Below are 19,901 nucleotides of genomic sequence, written 5' to 3' on the forward strand. Positions count from 1 at the left end.
ATTGGTACTTTAACTAGAGTACCAATCTTTTAAATAAAATTTATTGGAGCTACCGCATGACCTTTCTAATTAGTAAACATCAGAAAACGAATTATTTCGCTTTTACATTGATTGAGTTGCTTGTAGTCATATCTATTATTACTTTACTAATTTCTATATTGCTACCTGCTCTAGCTACGGCGAGAATGGCAGCACAAACTTCTCAATGCCTTTCAAATCTTAGGCAGATTGCTATTGCCGGTACGGCGTATTCAGTTCATGAAAATGGCTATTATCCTTATCAAAGAGGAATGTATCCTGCCTACTTGATTAAAAACCCATTCACAACAAGTGAAGACATGACAGGACAGATTAACAAAGAGAACTGGGTAAATAATACGTTTGAATATTTGGCTAATACAAAAGATGCATACATGTGCCCATCAAACGAGAATGCGGAGCAAGCAGCATATGCAGCTAATGAGGACAATGACATTTCATATTGCGCAAACGGCGTGGTAAGCAATTGGCGCGCTGACTACATACGCTCTCCAGAAAGTATCGTAGTTTATATGGATAATCCAACGCGTGGAAACTTTTCGATACTACGTCCTTTCTATAATGCAACAAATCCGAGTCATTGGGTACAGGACGGTGATTTGTGGACGGGGTGGATGCGTTTCGGCAGTGGGAGGCTGCACCATCAACCGCATAACAGTGAACGTGGCAAAAATTATGCTTTTGCAGATGGTCATGCTGAATATGCAAACTGGGAAGATGTCACAAGCCTTTGGATGGGGTTATATCTCGGGCCAGATCAAGAAGATATTTCTGAACCAGAAGTTTCTGGATATACTTCCGCACTAAGACGCGGTACGATTGCGTGGTAGTGCTTTACTTATTCTAACGATGGATTTTATGCATGAATTGCTCACACAATGATTCATTTTTTCGATTATTCGCCATTAGTTTCACATCATTATCAATCTTATTTATTTCGTCTACACTATCCGCCAAAACAATATATAACGAATCTTTTAACAAAACAGGAACGGGTTCATCAAACCCGATCGCAGGCAAATATCATTCTGTAACCGCAAGCAGGCAAGGCGCAACTGTTTCCTTTAAAAAAGACCTCTCCTCACCCGTAAGCATCAGCTTTTGGTTCAGGGTGAACAAATACCCTGACGGTGGAGTAGGTCAATACAACGATACGAGTCCGCAAACGCTCTTCACGCTTGAATCAACTGATAAATCATGGGCTTACTTTCTACGCTTACACAAAACCAAGCTTCTCTTGGCTTTGCATCCAAAAAATGGCGAGAAAGATACTGTTTTGCATGGCTCACAAACAATCCAAACAGGCAAATGGTATCACCTCGCCTACGTTGATGATCAAAACTCACGTATCAAAATTTACTTAAATAATCATCTTGAAATTAATGACAAAGTTACACACCATCGCCCCTCATGGAAATGTTATCAGATTGGCCAAATGGGCAAACGCCGTCATCTCGTCGGCGACATTGATGAGCTTAAAATTTTCAACCACACAATCTCCGCGACAGACATCGAATCTCAAATCATAAAAACGGCAGGCAAAGGTTTTCTTCAAAATAACAAACCTACCTCAACCGCACCAAGAATGATTCTCGCTTCTGATGGCTACAAACCAATACGTGTCATCAATGAAGCACTCCATCCATTTAATGATCAGTTGCATATTTCATCAATGATCGTGCCATGGTCAGGCGAAGATAAATTTGATGTCGTTGCATTCGGCCACGTCAATTGGATGGATTCACGCCCTGCACTTTACAAGCATATAACAACAAAATTAATCAATAACCAACCATTCCCAGTATATGGCAAAGGCCAACATCTCCCGCAACTTCTTGGTTCCTCATTTGAGGCACTGCCGCGAAATAACGGCCTTTTCGATATCATCGCGCGAGGCGATCACACCATTCATGGCAAAAGGAATCTCATCCAATACCATAACCTCGGCAAACCCGGCCAGCCTGTTTTTTCAGAGCCTATGCCTGTCCTCATCGACAATGCGCCACTTTCTGAAGCACTACCAAGAAACGAAATGCAATCTGGCTGGTCTCTTAATGACGTTGATCTGGATGGCACACCCGATCTTTTAATTCATGGTGTTATCGCAATGGGTTCCTATTGGCCTTTCAACGAAAGCCCTTGGCGTGACAAGGAACAACCCAACGTCGGGCCCGACAAAGGCTACGACGCCATTGGCCAGTGGCTTGGTAGCGAACGAATCTCAACTCTCTACTGGGCCAAAGGTTCCATGACCGACGGCTCAATTAGTTTCCATAACATCAAACCTGTTTTTGATCGCATACACAACTATCCATTCCGCTGGAGAGCGGGCGAGTCCGAACGCGCGGTCACAATCTTAAAATGCCAAGACAAACGCTACCTCGTATGCACTGGCAGTGTCGATCAAATTTACGCTTTCCCAATTTCATTCAAAGACAACAACCTCTACACAGGCAAGGCTCAGGTACTTCTCAGTAACGGCACAACACTCAAACACACTTATTTTGCAATGAAAATCAATCATGCCGACCTAGACAACGACGGGCAGGATGAACTCCTCATTGACGGCAATCCCGGTCGCATTACAATCTTAAAAGGTAAGCAAGTCGGACAATTCAAGGAGATTGGACCAGTACTCATGTCAGGCGGTTACGTCGCTGTCGACACACTCGCAGTGCCATGCCTAACGGATTGGAATAAAGACGGCAATCCTGACCTCATCATTGGCGATTCTTCTGGGTACCTCACCTTCTGGCCCGGCACATCACAGCCTCTTTCCTTTGATTCGCCAATCAACATGACAGCCAACAACGTAATCATTCAACACCAAGCGGGTCTCAGTGGTTCAATTCAAGGACCGAACGAAAAACGATGGGGCTACTTGCAACCCACCACCGGTGACTGGGACAATGATGGTAACCTTGACATCATCACAAACGATGTCGAGTCAAACCTCTACCTATACAAAGGCAACGGCCCACAAACACAACTCAACGCACCCGTCTTACTGACCCTAAATAGCAAACGTCTTCCAACCGCATGGCGTACTCGCCCCGCAATCATCCCTGCTTCATACAAAACACTCAATCAGCCCAACCCAGCACTGCTATACATTGACTGGGACGGCGATCTTGCAATCGCTATCCCCCAATCACTCGGCAGTACTCAAATCAAGACAACACATAAACTGCAATATTCAGACAACACCAACATACGTCTATGCGGCCCTGCCGGCTTTTGGGGAAGAACCAAAATTTGTATCGGCGACTGGACAGGCGACGGTAAATGGGATGTCATTCTGGGATCAAATCGCAGTTGCCACAAGTATTTTCTCGACAAAGAAACCGCCAATGCCCTGCCCGGCTCCACACCTATACTGCTTGAAAACATCGGCTCAAGTCAAAACCCGATCTTCAGTCGCCCAAGACCGATCACCTACAAAGACAAATCGTACATCGACTTCGGCTTACACAACACCGCAGCGTGGATGTACGATCTTGATAATGACAGTCAACTCGACCTCGTTGTTGGTGCGGAAGATGGTAAAGTTTACGAGTTAAGCAGAGATATGTTGTCTTGGTAAATCAGATCATATCAACAGTGCTCGGTTAACGTTTGCTTCCAATAATCCGTAATAAGCACATTATCAATCCTGCATATATCAGTGATTGTGAGCACAAGATAGAAACGATAAAAGCCTTTTCTTTTTAATGTGACTTTGTTTGAATGCGTATTCTCTTGTTGACAGAATGATGCAGAAGAAAACAGATAGTGTTTATTGTTGAATTTGCTTCATGGTGACATGCAACAGTGAAGGTATTAAGAGTAAAAGGGATAAGAGAAAAAGGTTCGAACGTGCGGCCTTCAGTATCTGAAGTCGTGGAGGTTTACTAGATGGTTAGGGTTTAGGTACATCTCCATTTGCTGGCACGAGGTGTCACACACTCGGACCACCGTGTGATTATTGTACGTTTGGGGCGGGTTATTGTGGAAGTGGTTGTTTGCTAGCGATGATGTCGTTGGCTTTCTTGAGGGTGGCTTGGGTGATGGTGCGCATCAGCTCGGGCGGCCAATCAATGTTGGGATCGGATTTGTATTTGTCTGGAACAACTTCGAGGGTGATGCTGCTGACGAGTTGTTCGAGTTTTTGGCGGCGCGCGGTGGCGGCGTGTTCGTCGTTGTAAGGAATGGGATCATGCACATCAAAGGCGAGCATGAGGGTGGTGACCTGCCAATCAAAGTAGGCTTGCAATGGATTTTCTGGCGTGGGTTGTTCGGTCATGATTATGCGTTTCCTTCGAAGGCGGCGATGGCGTCGTCGATGGTGAAGGCATTTTCATAGAGAGAGCGGCCGATGATGGCGCCTTGAACATCAAGCGTGCGGAGGGCGCGGAGGTGTTCGAGGGTGCCGACGCCGCCGGATGCGACGATGGGGACGTGGGTGGCTTCGGCCATTTTGCGGGTTTCTTCAACGTTCGGGCCTTTGAGTGTGCCGTCGGTTGCGATGTCGGTGTAGACAATGGCAGCGAGTGGCCAGTCGGAGACTTTCTGAGCGATATCGAGTGCGGTGGTGTCGGTGGTTTCCTCCCAACCTGATACTGCGATCTTACCTTCACGCGCATCAAGTCCGAGGACGATGCGGCCGCGGTAAGTCGGGTTGCCCATGAGCGATTCAAACCAGTCCCAATTGCGGAGTGCCGCGGTACCGACGATGGCGCGGGTGACGCCTGCGCGGAGGAGTGCATCAATGGAGGCGTCGTTTCGGATGCCGCCGCCAACTTCGACTTTAAGATTGGTGCCTTCGCATATGGCTTGGATTTCTTTGATGTGTTGCATCTTGCCTGAGCGAGCGCCGTCAAGGTCGACAACGTGCAGCCAGGTGGCGCCAGCGTCTTCAAAGATTTTGGCTTGCGTGAGCGGGTCGTCGCCGTAGGTTGTTTGCTTGTCGTAATCGCCTTGAAGGAGTCGGACGACTTTGCCACCGCGAAGGTCGATGGCGGGGAAGAGGAATTTGTTTTGGGAGTTGTGGTTGTGATTCATGTTTGTGGCTATGTTTCTAATGCTTTTAATGATTAAGAGTATGAGCGGCCGTTTGGAGTTTGGTGTTATATGTTGCCAGCCCATGTGATAAAGCGTTTATCGGTTGTTTTGCAGTCGTAATGGAGCTTGGCGAGCTTGACGTAGTGCGGGGGATTCTTTTCCATGAAGGCGCGCTCTTCGGCATTGGTTTCACGCATGATCTTGCCAGGGACGCCCATGACAACCATGTTGTCGGGCACGACAAGGCCGGGGGGAACGACAGCGCCGGCGGCGACGATACAGTTGTTGCCGATTTTGGTGTGGCCGAGGATAGTACAGTTCATGCCGATGAGGCAACCGTTGCCAATGGATTCGCCGTGGCAGACGGCGTTGTGCCCGATGGTGACGGATTCACCTATGACGTTGGGGAAGCCACCGTCGCAGTGGATTGTGGCGTTGTCCTGCACATTGGAGTTTTTGCCGATGGTGATGGGGGCGACATCGCCGCGGATGGAGGCGCCGTACCAGATATTGACGTTTTCGTAGAGCGTGATTTCACCGAGGACGCAGGCGGTGTCAGCGATGTAAACATTGTCGTATTTCTTGAAACTCATGGAGAGATTGTAGCGTGGTTGGGGGTGAGCTGCATGGCGGCTGCGGCGGGATGTTGCGAGGCGGTTCTCAGCAAGCATGTGGAAATATGTTTGTGGATTGCAGTGGGGGAGATGGGGCTGCTATGATGCGAGGATCATGAGCACGCGGGAGATACGATGGCTTTTGATCGGGGTGTTTACGCTGTGGTTTGCGGTGATTATGCCGGGCCACCAGCGCGGTTCGATTGCGCTGCCGGGCGAGCGGTCGGTGAATGAGGATGGGAAACTGACAGAGGTTGGTGGAGCGAGTTGCCCGCTTTGTTTGGATGACGAGGGGGATTCAGGAGCACCGTTTGAGGGCGAGGGGCCGGGGAAGAAGGACCCGGTTCAGAAGTGCGCGATCTGTTATTTGACGGGGGTGCTGGATTGTCCGCCGCCGATGGATTTGGATGCGGTGCGCATGGGGGTGGTGGATGAGGTTGTGTTTGTTTGGGTGGAGAAGGTGGATGCTTTTGAGGGGAGCGTGGTGGTGCGGGATCGTGGCCCGCCGAGGCATATCTGAGCGAATGATTTTGTAAAGAAATTGAAATTTGCGGCAGCAGAGATGCTTGTGCTGCGCTTTGGCGCAGGCGCAATGATGCTGCGGTGTGCTGTTGGCCGTTTGGCAAAGGGGATGCGCGACAAATGGCTAAGAGCGAAACGAAACTTTTAATCAGATATGAAAGAAGCTTTTTATGAGCACGAGGAACCATCAACGAAACAACGGGTTTACGTTGATTGAACTTTTAATTGTCATCTCGATCATTGCACTTTTGATCGGCATTCTATTGCCAGCATTAAGTTCGGCACGCAAGGCGGCGAAACAGTTGCAATGCTTGTCGAACACGCGGCAGATTGCGCTTGTGATGGAGATGTATGCACAGGACGATGACGACAATTTTTATCCGACGGCGCGGATGCCGATGATGGCGCCAGCGGAGAATGCTTGGTACAACCGAACGGCGTATTATATGGAGAAGAACGATGTTTATATGTGTCCCGCTGATGAGAGCGAGAACTGGGACCATCCGATGATGCCGCGGGAAACATCGTATGGGATCAATGCCTATTACACGCCGAATCACCCTCCATACAATGGGATCAAGCCGACGGAGATCCGTGAGCCGACGAAAACGGTGTTGGCAGCGGAGCTGATCGAGGATGTGGCGATGGATCACTTCATGCCAATGTACTGGGGTAATCCGCCGCGTGTCGCAAACATGATGATGCAAGGGGTCCAATGGGATATGGCGACGGGCATGCCAAAGACTGTGGAGATTGATCGCCATACACAGACGGCGAATTATGTGTTTGCTGACGGGCATGCGGCAACCCACAAATTTGACGAGACGTGGGTGCAAGCACCGGGTCAAGATCCACCTGAAGTGGATTGGTATGATCCAAAGTGACTGTAGCCAATAAATGAAATAGGTAAGGGAAGGCGAGGCGCTACAGCGATGTGGTGCCTTGTCTCTTTAATTAGGTGGTTTGGATAGGAGAGGTGATAGGGTCATCATTGTCGGTGGACCAGAGGTCGTGGCAGTGGAATTGCTTGGTGCTTTGGGAGAAGTCGGTGCGGTGGTGTGTGCCACGGGATTCTTCACGCCAGAGAGCAGCTTGTGTGATGAGTGCGGAAAGCGTGAGAAGGTTTTGTGTTTCCCAGCCGGTGCGGTCATCGAAGATTTTGTCGAGGGTGTAGTGTGCCCAAAAATTGATGTTGTTGAGAACTTCGCGGAGGTCGGGACCGGTGCGTTGGATGGCGACGTTGCGCCACATGGTCGAGCGGAGTGAGGAGCGGACATCGTCGAGATCGAGCGGAGCGCGGTCGGAGATGCGGATGTCCGAGACGATCTTAAGTGAGGGGCGTGTGGGGTTGAGCGTGGACTCGAGTGCAGCCTCTCCGGCGCGGGCGCCCATGACCAATCCTTCTAACAGTGAGTTAGATGCGAGTCGGTTAGCGCCATGAAGGCCGGTGCATGTGGCTTCGCCAGCGGCGTAGAGTCCTTGCAACGTGGTGCGTCCGTGGAGATCGGTTTTGATGCCACCGATCATGTAGTGCGCGGAAGGGTGAACAGGGATGGGATTTTCCGTAGCGGAAATGCCGAAGGATTTGAGGACGCGGTCGATGCCAGGAAAGCGTGTGGCGAAGCGGTCGCCTAGGTGTCTAACATCGAGATAGACGTGTGTGTGATGGGTTTTGGCCATCTGATCGATGATGGCGCGGGAGACAATATCTCGCGGAGCCAGTTCGGCTCGTGGATCAATGTCGGGCATGAAGCGATGCCCGTTTTTATCGATGAGGTATGCACCTTCGCCTCGGACGGCTTCTGAGATAAGTGAACGCGCAGCACCAGCGATATAGAGCGTGGTAGGGTGGAACTGCATGAACGGCATGTCCATGAGCTGCGCACCGGCGCGGTAAGCAGCGGCGATGCCGTCACCGGTTGCGGCGGCGGGGTTGGTGGTTTCGCGGTAGACCTGTCCGCAACCACCGGAGGCGACGATGGTTGATGCCGCCCAAATAACCTGTAAGCCAAAGCGTGGGTGATGTGTGATTGCGCCGAGGCATTGTTGTTGATCGGGATCGGTGATGAGATCGAGGACGAAGCAATTGTCAAAGGTTCGGATGCTATCGTTCTCGAGGATTTGGTTGTGTAGCGTGTGGGCGAGAGCTTTACCGGTGCCATCACCGTCTGCGTGGAGGATGCGGCGATGGGAGTGTCCGCCTTCGATGCCGAGCGCGACGTTTTGATCCGTTTTCCCATCGCTATTCGAGGATAATATGTCGAAGGGCATGCCCCATTTGATAAGTTGGTCGATATGCTCGGGGGCATTTTCGATGATTGTACGGACAGCGGGGGCGTCGCATAGCCCTGCCCCTGCGGTGTGCGTATCAGCGATATGATTGTCAAAGGTATCGTCTTCGGCGAGTACCGCCGCGACACCGCCTTGTGCGTAGTAAGTAGAAGAGTCTTTGAGCGTTCCTTTGGTGGTGAGGATGATATCGACGCCTTCACCGTGTTGATCCGCAGCAAGTGCGGCGCGCATGCCAGCAACACCACCACCAATGACAAGAACATCGGTGAAGATTTGTGGTAAAAGGACAGCGCGGAAAGGGATCAGGTAACGACGTTTGCGGAAGATGTTTTCCATGATGAGTCTAAGCGTGAGTTAGAGAAGTGCGTTGTTTATTCTACCTCGGGTGCGGATGCAGCAGAGTTGATGTTGCCGGACGCAGAGAAGTCCGCAGAGGGGAGCGGGATATGATATTGATCGAGGATCATTCGGAATTCACCTGGAGGATGATAGAAGATGGAGCCAACAACATTGTAGTGTCTGCCTTCAAGAGGTTGGTCAGGTTTAATCGCGAAGGCTGCGGGGAGAGTGAGAGTTTGTGAGCCTTTGGCAGGCAGTGTGAGTGCAGGGACAGATTTGAATTCGAATGAAGATGCATCTTGAAGTGAGACGCGGTAATAAGCGTGTGGGAGTGGGAGTGCGACATCATTCGGATTTTGTAGTTCAACGGTGAGGAGGATGCGTGCGCCGGTGGAGTTTTTTTCGGTGACAGTGATATCTTTGACGGTTGCGGTAGGCGTTTTGACGGAGCAGCCAGCGAAGGTCAGCGAGGCGACGACGAGAGTTATGAGGGCGATTGTTTTTTTAGAAAACGTGTTCATGTGAGCTCCGTGTGGCGTTTTGATCGGCGAGAGACTCGGCCGAATAATGCAGGGGTATTTTAGCCTGTGCGGGAGAAAGTTGATAGTTCCCCCTCCCATTTTCAGGAAGGGGGTGATTGGCATTTCGGGGGACCATTGGTAATGGTGTGAGGCACCGCAAAAAAGAATGGATAGCTGACGGGATCAGCAGTTCATGCCGGTGGAAGGTGCATTTGATTCTGCGTCGATAGATTGTTCGAGCACGCCTTTGGCTTTGGGCCAGAGGAGAACAGCTTCGATGACCATCCAGATTTCGAGGAGCATGGTAGCGATGCCAATGAGGATGAGGAATTCGTTGGGGTTGTCGTCTTTGACCCATGCAGGAAAATCTGGGGAGCCGATGAACATTTGAACGATCATGGCCCACATCGGCATGATGAGCATGAAGATCATGGGAGGAACGAGAAACCAGATCGGTTTGTTGCGGCGGTAGAGGTAGAAGGTGATGACGAGGAAAGCGAGTCCGCCAAGGAGTTGGTTGGTTGCACCAAACATGGGCCAGAGAAGAAGGCCGCCTTTGCCTGCGTTAGTACTTAGCCACGTATGCATTGAAGCGAAGTCGCCAGCCATGAGATGATTGAAGAATGAGGCTTGTACGTTACCTGCGGGGAGAGCCGCGATGATGGCAGCGATGGTGATGGCGAATAATGTTGCTCCGTGTTTGTTGGCAAGCCAAGTCATGGGGTTAGCGGTGAGACGGATGGTGCTGAAGTTGAAAAGTGGTTGTTCAGTTTTTTCACTGGAAACGATCTTTGCCGCAGGTTGACGGATGAATGTGGCGGCGAGTTCTTGAACGACATAGCGTTGTAAACGGCAGGCGGTATCTAGTGTGGTGCCTGCAAAGGATGCAACCAGCACGCCCATAAGCGCATTAGCGATGAGTTTGGAGAAACCTAGGGTAACGAGAAAGTTGCCCGCACCATCAACGAAAGCACCAACTTTGGCTCCGAGTCCGTTCGCAGATGACCAACTTTGATAGATTGAATTGAAAGCTGCTGTGCCTGTTAAAAGCCCTTCACCTGAAGGGTTTTTGATGCCGAGTCCAATACCGGCGGTGCAAGCGAGGATGACGATGGTGGCGAGAAAACCTTCGGTGAGCATGCCGCCGAAGCCGACGAATCGTGCGTCAGGTTCGCGCATCAGCTGTTTGGAGGAGGTGCCAGAGGAAACGAGGCAGTGAAAACCAGAAATGGCGCCGCATGCGATGGTGATGAAGAGGAAGGGGAAGATGGCTGGTGCGCCGATCGGATCAAGATTGGAAACAGGAGCAATGATTTCAAGTGGCGGACGCGTGCCGGCTTCAAGGACTTGTGATCCCGCAATGGTTGGGGAGCCACCGAAGCATGCGGCAACAGCAAGGCCGATGACGATGAGTCCGAGAGCGGTAATGAGTTGGAGAGAGTTGATGTAGTCACGTGGCTGGAGGAGTAACCAAACGGGGAGGACCGAAGCGACATAGGAATAGAGCAAGAGGACGGCAACCCACGTGATGATGGACCAAGAGGCGAGTGTGGTGTTAAAGGTGTGAAGGAAACCTCGATCGCCGTAGATGACGGTGAGGTACATGACCGCAAGCGCGATGATAGAAGGGATGAGAAGGTTAACACCTTTGCGATGGAGAATCAGTCCGATGATGATCGCGATGGGGATTTGAATGAGGCAAGGAAAAATCGATTCGGGGTATTGTTTGAAGACAGCAGCAATGACGAGGCCAAAGATGGCGAGAACGATGGTGAGTGCGAGAAAGAGGACGAAGAGAAAGAGAAGGCGAACGCGGCGGTTGAGGACGCGACCGGCGATATCGCCGACGGTTTGGCCGTTGTTGCGTAGTGAAACCACGAGTGCGCCGAAATCGTGAACAGCTCCAATGAAAATTGATCCGAGAACAACCCAGATAAGTGCGGGGAGCCAACCCCACATGACAGCGATGGCAGGACCGACAATGGGACCGGTTCCAGCGATGGAGGTAAAGTGATGGCCGAAGACAACACCTTTGGAGGTGGGGATGTAGTCGAGGTTGTCACGGAGCCGGTATGAGGGACAGACGAAATCAGCGGAGAGTTTGAAGATTTTTGAGCCGAGCCATTTGCCGTAGGTGTTGTAAGCAATGATGAATGCGATGGCGGCAAAAAATGCGATGAGTAATGCGTTCATGGGCAGATCCGGGTGAGGTGAAGAGTAAAGGGATGACACATGAGACAGCGTTCCGCAAGGACAGGATATTTTACGGCTGGGCTATGGGTGTGTGAAGTATCTTCTATGAAGATATCTTTAGCGGCCAATTTGTTTCGCGGAACGGGCTTGTAGCTCAATGACACGGTCATGCAGCATTTTCAGGGCTTCTTCGCCCTTCATTTTTTTAAAGGTTTCTGGTGGGATGGGTTCACCGAAATTGACAGCGATGCGGCCGAAAAGTTTGGGTTTGGATTGACCACGTGGCCAGACATCATAAGCGCCTTCGATGCCGGCAGGTACGACGGTGCAGCCAGAGCGTTTGATCATGAGAAAGACGCCCATTTCAAAGGGCGCGGTTTTGCCGTCTTCGGTACGAGCGCCCTCGGGAAAGAGCATAAGGCCGTGATCGGCCTTGAGGATTGAGATACAGTCGCGCATGGCTTTGATGTCGGCGTTTTCCTGATCGACGGGAAAACCTTTGAGTGCATTCATTATGTGGCCAAGGGTTTTGCTATTCCAGAGCGTAGCACGTGCGAGTGAAAAAAATGATCGGCGGTAAGATGCGGCACCCATGATGGGTGGATCAAGGAATGATTGATGGTTGGCAATGATGAGCACGGAGCCTTTTTTCGGAACGTTGTGGCTGCCAGTGGATTTGAAGCGATAAAAAATTTTGAACCATATCAATGACAGGGTGGTGACAAACCACCAGCAGAAAGTGTGGTACAAGGTGTTCGGCAAGCGCAGGTTGTCGTTCTCTTTTTTAGCCATGAACTTTTATTCGTGTTGTGGTTGAATCGTGATCAAACGATGTGAGGATCATCCATCCGTAGGCATGTTCATTTTATCACGCACTAAGGTTTCAAGGTGTTCGACGACCTGATCAAGTGTCATGTCTGATGTGTCAATTCGCTGAGCATCTTCGGGGCAGATAAGTGGGGACTCCACACGGGTTGAATCTTTATGATCGCGTTCGATGATTTGCTTGCGGATGAGTTGAAGATCAGCTTTACGGCCAGCATCTTGAATTTGCTTCGCGCGCCGCTTGGCACGGACAGTAGGAGACGCATCAAGGTAGAACTTCACTTGCGCAGACGGGAAAACGACAGAGCCTTGGTCTCGACCTTCGGTGACCAGGCGTGGATGTTCTTCACCAATGCGGCGTTGTATGTCGACCAGAACATGGCGCACGCCAGAGAGTGCTGCAACTTCAGACACACGTGAGGTCACATCGCGGTCACGGATGCGGTCGGTGACATCAAGGTTGCCAAGGAAAAGTCGAGGCGGGTCGTCATACCAGTCGAAGCGCATGACCGTATTACGGGCCAACTCAATAACAGCATGTGGCTCGGTGGCGGGATCAATCCCACGATACAAAGCCTTGGCGGTTAGGCCACGGTACATCGCTCCGGTATCGAGAAATTCAAGACCGAGTCTTTTCGCTAGAAAGCGGGCTACGGTGGATTTACCGGAGCCGGCGGGGCCATCAAGTGTCACAATAAGGCTCTGCATAGGATGTAAAGTTTAGCGAGATTTTGACTGTTTGGGGAATGGCAGGTGGTGGTGTGGGAAAACATGTTGGTGGGTGAGATTGCAGCCCAGCCCCTACCCTGCGAAACTGTGTGATCAATATATGGGCTGATCCACAAAATCGGAGCAGGAAACGCGAAATGGATTCATTGCTGATTACGAATTTGTTCGAGCCGGAACGCAGGTTTTTTTACTTTGCTTGGATACTCATCGTGACAATCAGCATCGTACTGCACGAGCTTGCACACGGCTGGATGGCGATCCGTTGTGGCGATGACACACCAATTCGGCTGAAGCGGATGACAGGAAACCCGCTGGTGCACATGGGCCCGATGTCGATTTTCTTTTTGCTGGTGGTGGGAATTGCATGGGGACAGATGCCGGTGGATCACAGCCGGTTGCGTGGGAAGTATGCGATGGCGAAAGTAGCGGCTGCCGGTCCGAGTATGAATGTTTTGCTGATGGTGCTGAGTCTTGTAGCACTGGTGATCTTGGTGCGCTTTGGCTGGTTACCGCGTGATGAAGGGACATCTGGACGATTATTCTTGTTTTTATATTTCGCAGCGTCTCTTAATGCACTGCTGATCATTTTTAATCTGATGCCTGTTCCCCCGCTAGATGGCTCGGCCATTCTTTCAGATCTGCATCGGGGATATCGTGATCTACTAATGCGGCCAGAGCTTTACGGCATGTGGATGTTGGCGATGATTTTTGCGCTGGGATTGACTTGGCGGGTACATCCATATGTCGATGAGATGATGATGCGAGCAGTGATCCATGCGACCACATGGTAGGTATGAGAGCCTCTATTTTTTGTAAAGCTGATCATAAGCTTCACGTTGTTCAGGATCAGCTAGCAGGTGATACGCTTCGTTGATTTCCTTGAACCGATCAGCTTCGTTAGGATTGTGATCTGGATGATATACCTGTGCGAGCTGGCGGTAAGCTTTGCGGATTTCGTCTGATGATGCTGACGGGCTTATATCCAATGTTCTGTAGTAATCGGGTAATTCAAGCGATGCACGCACAGGTTCTTTAACTTGTTGTGATGATGCATCCTCTGGCGTGAGGAACTGGTTGTCGCAAATAAAGCCAAACTGAGCAATGTCCGACAGAATTTGTTTGGATTGCGAACTCTGATCAATGAACTTTAAGCCGACTTCATGTTTGAAAAGACCTTTGCGTTTCACCCAGCGAGCTTGAGCATTCAATTTGATCTTCTTATTTTGATGTTCAAGCTGGATGTTGCCGGTTTGTCCCGGTTTCACGGGGGATTTGGCACCTTTGCACTCAACGCGCATGCCGGTTGCAGAGAGGTCAAGGATTTGCCCGAGTTGGCATTGGATACCTGCTGCAGCGTGCCGGGGTGCATTACGTCTGCATGCGATGTCTACATTATCGGAACTCATGGTCATGCGTTTATCCTCCAGATCGACCATTTTTTTATCGACAAGGGTTAAACTGGGATTCATCGAAACCGAGGTGATGCTACCGAGTGTCATTGTTACGAAAAGCTACAACCGTCATAGAAGGCTTATGTGGACGGGGATATGGGGCGAGATTCATTAAACCGCATGTAAAATGGCGAATAAGACTAGGGAAATGTGGATGACGGTTTGATGGATTTGAGGCTTGGTATGGGGTCCGGGATACGATTTGACGTGACAGCAACAACCACAGAAACAGACGATGTCTGGACGCTGAAACAATTTGAAGATGCTTCGATTCAAGAGGTGTATACTCAGCTTGCCACATCCGCCGAGGGGATCGATCTCGGTGAGGTCGAGAAGCGGCAATCAGTTTATGGCCGCAACGAGATTGAAGAAAAACAAACAAGTAATCTAAAACGCCTATTCGGGTATTTTTGGGGACCGATCCCTTGGATGATTGAGATTGCAGCGGTATTGAGTTTGGTTGTAAGGCATTGGCCGGACTTAATCATCATTATGCTGCTTCTATTTTTTAATGCAGCAGTCGGTTTCTGGCAGGAATACAAGGCGAGTAACGCGGTCGCGGCTTTGAAGAAGCAGTTAGCACTGAAAGCGCGTGTTAGGCGGAATGGTACGTGGGACGAAGCCGATGCCGCAACGCTTGTGCCGGGTGATATCACTCGGCTTCGTTTGGGTGACATTGTGCCTGCAGACTGTAAGTTGGTAGAGGGTGACTACCTCAGCATCGATCAATCGGCACTTACTGGGGAGTCGCTGCCTACATCGAAAAAGCCTGGCGCAGTGGCCTATTCGGGTTCGATCGTTAAGCAAGGCGAGATGATCGCAGTTGTGGTTGCGATCGGTAGTGGAACTTACTTTGGTCGTACGGCGATGCTGGTTTCCGAAGCGAAGCGTGTTTCACATTTTCAAAAAGCAGTCCTGAATATCGGTGACTTTCTGATCTACATCAGCATTGCGCTAGCGCTGATTTTAATTACCGTGCAGTGGATGCGTGGCGAAGATTTTATAGAGTTGATCCAATTCGCACTCATCTTAACAGTGGCTGCAATTCCAGTTGCTATGCCTGCGGTTTTGGCTGTGACGATGGCGTTAGGAGCTGTAGCGTTATCCAAGCGGAAAGCGATCGTCTCACGTCTGGATTCGATCGAAGAAATGGCAGGCATGGACATTCTATGCAGTGATAAAACGGGCACGTTAACACAAAATAAATTGACGCTCGGCGATCCAGTCACGCTTGAAGGTGTTGATAAAGAAGAACTCATTTTGGCCGGTGCGTTGGCATCCAAGGCAGAGGATCGCGATGCGATTGATCTGGCGGTGATCGGTGGCGTACATGAATCTGATAAATTAGAGCTGTATCATCAGGAAACTTTTGTTCCGTTTGATCCGGTACACAAACGCACCGAAGCAGTTGTTGTATGTGAACAAGATCAACAAGTTGTACAGGTCACAAAGGGTGCTCCACAGGTCGTGATGAAGCTATGTGATCTTTCAGAAGCACAGTCCAAAATGTTGGATGAACATGTCGATGCTTTGGCGCGACAAGGCTATCGAACGTTAGGGGTGGCACGAAAGAAAGGTCGACATACAAAGAATGATGAAGCCTCTCATGAGTGTGGCTGGGAGATGCTAGGGCTCTTGCCGCTGTTTGATCCGCCACGCGAAGATTCAAAGGAAACCATTGAAGCTGCTTCAACACACGGGATCGATGTACGGATGGTAACGGGAGATAACGTTGCCATTGCGAAGGAAATATCGGAAAAACTAGGGCTTGGTGCGAACATTCATATGGCGGATGAATATTTTTCTGACATCACCGATCAACATCATATTCCGATGGGTATCGCAGAACGTGTTGAGCGATCTGAAGGATTTGCGCAAGTATTTCCAGAACACAAGTTCGAGATTGTGGAGTCATTTCAGGAGCGTGGTCACATTGTTGGTATGACCGGCGATGGTGTAAACGATGCGCCGGCATTAAAACAGGCTGATATTGGGATCGCGGTGAGCGGGGCAACGGATGCGGCGCGTGCTGCGGCTGCGTTGGTTCTCACCGCACCGGGTTTATCGGTGATCGTGACCGCCATTGAAGAAGCCCGAAAAATATTTGAGCGTATGAACAGTTATGCTATCTATCGCATCATCGAAACAATACGCATCATGTTCTTTGTCGTGTTAGCGATGGTGGTATTTAATTTCTACCCGATTACTGCGATTATGATCATACTGCTTGCATTGTTTAATGATTTACCGATTATGACAATTGCTTATGACCGAACGGTATTGAGTCCGACGCCAGTGAAATGGGATATGCGGCGAGTGCTCACGGTTTCAACCGTACTCGGAATCATCGGTGTGTTTGAAACATTCGCGCTCTTGGTCGGTTTTGTGATCTGGACGGATTTCACGCATGAAGAAATTCAGTCATTAATCTTCTTAAAGCTGGCAGTGGCGGGGCATTTGACACTATTTGTTGCGCGAACACCGAACTTCTTTTTGAAGGCCCCCTACCCTGCGCCGATCGTGCTTTGGGCCGCGATTGTGACCAAGGCACTAGCCAGTTTGTTGGTCGGATTTGGGTTTGGCTTGATTACACCGGTACCATGGTACGCGATCGGGATCGTATGGATATATTGTATTTGCTGGATCTTTATTGAGGATATTGCAAAGTTGGCAGTCTATCGTGCTTTGGGTCATGGAGCAGAACATCATCGACGTTTACTGAAGCATGCTCATGCTCGATTGCACCAATACTCACAGCGCTAGTAGGCATAAAAAAACTCACATCACGTCTAGTGATGTGAGTTGATCTTTTCAATATAGATGACAGGTTGGTGTATGTCAGGATTTGATTTAAGAAAAAATAATCATTAGCTAGGCTTTTCTGCGGGTCATAAGGCCTACCAGAGATACTGCGAGGAGACAGGCAGTTGTTGGCTCTGGCACTGGCACGAAATCAGTCAATTTGTTTTCATCAAATTTACTGGGTGAAGCGTGAACTTCAGTGATATTAATGTTGATGTCACCAGTTCCAAGGACATCACCGCCGATGAAGCCTTCATAGATGACAGAAAATTCCCAGTTCGAAAAATCGGAGCGTGTGTCTGTTGGATCGAGAACGTAATCGTCATCACCCAAAGTCAGCAGCTTTGGTGACAAAGTGTCGTCGTCTTTTGGCTTGGGGCCTGAGCCAGCTCCACCGTCGTCCTGTAAAGCACTTCCGTAGGTCCTTAGGTTGTGTTGGTGTGAGTTGTCGTGTGCAATCAGATCTTTGATAGCTTTGGTTTTGCCAAGTTCGATCTTGAAATCAACAATCTTTTTTCCGAGAGAATCGGTGATTTCAAATGCAGCTTTGTCAGAGCCATCAAGTTCTTTCTGTTTGTGTGCCTTACCCTTCGGCGAGCTAAACCATGTCTTATGTGAATAACCTTCCGGACCCCATGTTTCATCCACATAAGCCAGTGGCAGCTTCAATGCAAAATGAAGATCACCATTAGACAGATCACGTGAGAAATAAAGTGTCGCGCCATCGCCTGTCACTGTTTCTTTGTCTTTTCCTTTGCCGATTTCATATGAATAGCCCAATGGGACAATCGTTTCGAAGGCATCTGATGTTGTGATAAGGCCATCAACATTGGAGGGGTCGAGTGCAGCTGAAGCACCAGCTATGCTGATGAGTGAAAATACAGCAGTGAATGTGCATACGATAGCGTTTCTTTTTTTCATAAATACCATCCTGTTTTTCTATTGATTATGTTTGCGCCCGAATCGTTACATTGATCGGCAAACAGTGCCGGTTAAATGATTCGTACATCAATATGTGTAGCAAGATGATTGTTGTCAATATAGAAAATGACAATTTACTAAAAATGTATGATGGAGTATGTAACCTTCAACCAGACCAATTCAGAGTAAGCGGCTGGCATTTGCCCTATCTTCAACGGGTTAGACAAAGGTTGTCCTGACCAATGCTTATAATAAGATTATTGTTTTGTGGTGGTGCTCAGATCGTAATTAAGATTTAGTGTGTCAATATATGACATTCTTTATCTCACAAATAAATTGAGTGGATTTCTATTACAATCTTTACTCATACTGTATGTAAAAAACCTGCGGCTTTGCCGCAGGCTTTAATTATTTCTCTGTTAACTAATATGAGATGATAATCAGGAAGTCTTACGTGTACGTTTTGCTACAAGACTGCCGAGGAGGAGCATACCGCCGAAGGCTGCACTTGGGCTAGGAATTGACGGTGGGTTTGGAGGAGTTGTGGTGATGCCATCAAGCTTGTTCTTTGCAGGTGAAGCATGAACATCGTCGACCATAACGCCACCAAAGGTGTTACTCGCGAAGAGATCTTTGCTGATGAGAGCTTCGTAGATGACGCTGAATTCCCAGCCGTCGAAATTGTTGTCAACAAGTGTGTACTGACCAAGTTTAGGGTCGGTATTACCGCTGACAGATTCATCAAAATCTTCAACGATATCAGGTGAGTTGTCTTCGCCGTTCAGAAGGCTACCAAAGTTGCTGAGGTTGTACTCCAGTGAAGTTGCAGCATCAATGACGTTGCCGCCAATATTGGTGTCGTTCTTACCACCTTTACCTTTCTTGCTTTTTTTGTCTTTCTTACCTTTGCCAGCATCCTTGCTTGAGCTGCTGCCGAGAGGAAAGTCGTCGACACTGCCAGCTAGGAAGTCCATGGAAAATTCGTAGATGGACTGGCCGTTGCTGTTTGTGATGACGAAATCTGCATCGTCAGAACCATCAAGCTCTTTAAGCTTATGTTCTTTGCCTTTACCGCCTGTGCGCCATGAAACGTGTGATTCGTCTCCCCAAGTGTTGTCGACATACTGACGTGAAACTTCAAAGATCACATGGAGGTTGCCTTCTGCATCAAAACTGCTCCAAAGGTTACCCGTTCCGTTAGGAATGCTGGTGCCTTCGAAGTCAAAATTGACATCAGAACGGTTCATATTTGCTCGTTCATTCGCGTCAGCAATGCCATCAATTGCGGCATTTGTAGAGCCAATGACACCGAGTGATAACGCAATAGCAGTAGCAGTAGTTAACTTTCTCATTTTGATCTCCCTCGTCCTCGAATAAGAGGTGTGTAGTGAATTAGGAATGTTCGTTCGCGTTACTCGTCCAAATGTAGCGTGAGAATAGCTGGTTACCAAAAAAACGCAAGAGGTTTTGAGAGATGAAATGACTATTGGAACAGATGTGTGGTTTGTGCGGTTTAGGTGTGAGTTGGTAAAAAGGCACTTGTTTTATAGGCTGAATTTTAAACAAGTCTTTAATTAATCCGGATTTAGGATTTCCGTTTTTGTTCTATTTAT

17 protein-coding genes are annotated in these 19,901 nt (G+C 49.2%); 6 read left to right on the forward strand and 11 right to left on the reverse strand.

Translation table 11 applies throughout. The features are described 5' to 3' along the window. The first annotated feature begins 56 nt into the window (after window positions 1-56). Together ACQ6WK_RS06625 and ACQ6WK_RS06630 are read left to right on the forward strand one after the other, a co-directional pair. Window positions 57-869: a type II secretion system protein gene (locus ACQ6WK_RS06625; RefSeq protein ID WP_432799956.1), complete on the forward strand. Its 813-nt coding sequence runs from the start codon at window positions 57-59 to the stop codon at window positions 867-869. Window positions 870-901: 32 nt separating this feature from the next. Beyond that, window positions 902-3,622 carry an FG-GAP-like repeat-containing protein gene (locus ACQ6WK_RS06630; RefSeq protein ID WP_432799957.1) on the forward strand — a complete coding sequence of 907 codons (2,721 nt, stop codon included), beginning with the start codon at window positions 902-904 and terminating at the stop codon, window positions 3,620-3,622. Between the two features lie 399 nt (window positions 3,623-4,021). On the opposite strand, the gene ACQ6WK_RS06635 is transcribed toward ACQ6WK_RS06630, so the two are convergent. The 3 genes from ACQ6WK_RS06635 to ACQ6WK_RS06645 all read right to left on the reverse strand — a co-directional run bounded on the left by ACQ6WK_RS06635 (window position 4,022) and on the right by ACQ6WK_RS06645 (window position 5,672). Beyond that, window positions 4,022-4,321: a hypothetical protein gene (locus ACQ6WK_RS06635; protein WP_432799958.1), complete on the reverse strand. Its 300-nt coding sequence runs from the start codon at window positions 4,319-4,321 to the stop codon at window positions 4,022-4,024. 2 nt (window positions 4,322-4,323) lie between these two features. Next, window positions 4,324-5,079 (reverse strand): 1-(5-phosphoribosyl)-5-[(5-phosphoribosylamino)methylideneamino]imidazole-4-carboxamide isomerase, encoded by a 756-nt coding sequence (gene hisA / locus ACQ6WK_RS06640; protein WP_432799959.1) that lies wholly within the window; start codon window positions 5,077-5,079, stop codon window positions 4,324-4,326. Window positions 5,080-5,144: 65 nt separating this feature from the next. Continuing rightward, window positions 5,145-5,672, reverse strand: coding sequence for a gamma carbonic anhydrase family protein (locus ACQ6WK_RS06645; protein ID WP_432799960.1), 528 nt, complete (start codon window positions 5,670-5,672; stop codon window positions 5,145-5,147). A 136-nt stretch (window positions 5,673-5,808) separates the two neighbouring features. On the opposite strand from ACQ6WK_RS06645, the gene ACQ6WK_RS06650 reads away from it, so the two are divergent. Together ACQ6WK_RS06650 and ACQ6WK_RS06655 are read left to right on the forward strand one after the other, a co-directional pair. Further along, complete coding sequence (locus ACQ6WK_RS06650; protein WP_432799961.1) at window positions 5,809-6,213, forward strand: hypothetical protein; 405 nt, start codon at window positions 5,809-5,811, stop codon at window positions 6,211-6,213. 172 nt (window positions 6,214-6,385) lie between these two features. Beyond that, entirely contained in the window at window positions 6,386-7,099 is a 714-nt protein-coding gene (locus ACQ6WK_RS06655; RefSeq protein WP_432799962.1) for a prepilin-type N-terminal cleavage/methylation domain-containing protein, read from the forward strand. A gap of 70 nt (window positions 7,100-7,169) precedes the next feature. Here ACQ6WK_RS06655 and nadB read toward each other — a convergent pair whose 3' ends face one another. The 5 genes from nadB to cmk all read right to left on the reverse strand — a co-directional run bounded on the left by nadB (window position 7,170) and on the right by cmk (window position 13,093). Beyond that, window positions 7,170-8,843, reverse strand: a complete 1,674-nt coding sequence (gene nadB, locus ACQ6WK_RS06660; RefSeq protein ID WP_432799963.1) for an L-aspartate oxidase — start codon at window positions 8,841-8,843, stop codon at window positions 7,170-7,172. Window positions 8,844-8,878: 35 nt separating this feature from the next. Beyond that, window positions 8,879-9,367: a hypothetical protein gene (locus ACQ6WK_RS06665; RefSeq protein WP_432799964.1), complete on the reverse strand. Its 489-nt coding sequence runs from the start codon at window positions 9,365-9,367 to the stop codon at window positions 8,879-8,881. A gap of 183 nt (window positions 9,368-9,550) precedes the next feature. Next, window positions 9,551-11,560: a carbon starvation CstA family protein gene (locus ACQ6WK_RS06670; protein WP_432799965.1), complete on the reverse strand. Its 2,010-nt coding sequence runs from the start codon at window positions 11,558-11,560 to the stop codon at window positions 9,551-9,553. A 117-nt stretch (window positions 11,561-11,677) separates the two neighbouring features. Beyond that, on the reverse strand, window positions 11,678-12,352 hold the full coding sequence (locus ACQ6WK_RS06675; RefSeq protein ID WP_432799966.1) for a lysophospholipid acyltransferase family protein: 675 nt from the start codon (window positions 12,350-12,352) through the stop codon (window positions 11,678-11,680). A gap of 48 nt (window positions 12,353-12,400) precedes the next feature. Continuing rightward, a complete protein-coding gene (cmk, locus tag ACQ6WK_RS06680) occupies window positions 12,401-13,093 on the reverse strand; it encodes a (d)CMP kinase (protein ID WP_432799967.1) in 693 nt (230 codons plus the stop codon). Window positions 13,094-13,251: 158 nt separating this feature from the next. Between cmk and ACQ6WK_RS06685 the strand changes: the two genes are divergently transcribed. Beyond that, window positions 13,252-13,905, forward strand: coding sequence for a site-2 protease family protein (locus ACQ6WK_RS06685; protein WP_432799968.1), 654 nt, complete (start codon window positions 13,252-13,254; stop codon window positions 13,903-13,905). A 12-nt stretch (window positions 13,906-13,917) separates the two neighbouring features. Here the strand turns inward: ACQ6WK_RS06685 and ACQ6WK_RS06690 are convergent, their stop codons facing one another. Beyond that, complete coding sequence (locus ACQ6WK_RS06690; protein WP_432799969.1) at window positions 13,918-14,526, reverse strand: DnaJ domain-containing protein; 609 nt, start codon at window positions 14,524-14,526, stop codon at window positions 13,918-13,920. A gap of 222 nt (window positions 14,527-14,748) precedes the next feature. Between ACQ6WK_RS06690 and ACQ6WK_RS06695 the strand changes: the two genes are divergently transcribed. Beyond that, window positions 14,749-17,328 carry a plasma-membrane proton-efflux P-type ATPase gene (locus ACQ6WK_RS06695; protein WP_432800382.1) on the forward strand — a complete coding sequence of 860 codons (2,580 nt, stop codon included), beginning with the start codon at window positions 14,749-14,751 and terminating at the stop codon, window positions 17,326-17,328. A gap of 108 nt (window positions 17,329-17,436) precedes the next feature. Here the strand turns inward: ACQ6WK_RS06695 and ACQ6WK_RS06700 are convergent, their stop codons facing one another. Then, a complete protein-coding gene (locus ACQ6WK_RS06700) occupies window positions 17,437-18,288 on the reverse strand; it encodes a PEP-CTERM sorting domain-containing protein (RefSeq protein WP_432799970.1) in 852 nt (283 codons plus the stop codon). A gap of 440 nt (window positions 18,289-18,728) precedes the next feature. Beyond that, entirely contained in the window at window positions 18,729-19,640 is a 912-nt protein-coding gene (locus ACQ6WK_RS06705) for a hypothetical protein (protein WP_432799971.1), read from the reverse strand. Between the last annotated feature and the right edge of the window lie 261 nt (window positions 19,641-19,901).

This window comes from Poriferisphaera sp. WC338, from assembly GCF_050931845.1.
Classification (GTDB): Bacteria; Planctomycetota; Phycisphaerae; order Phycisphaerales; family Phycisphaeraceae; genus Poriferisphaera.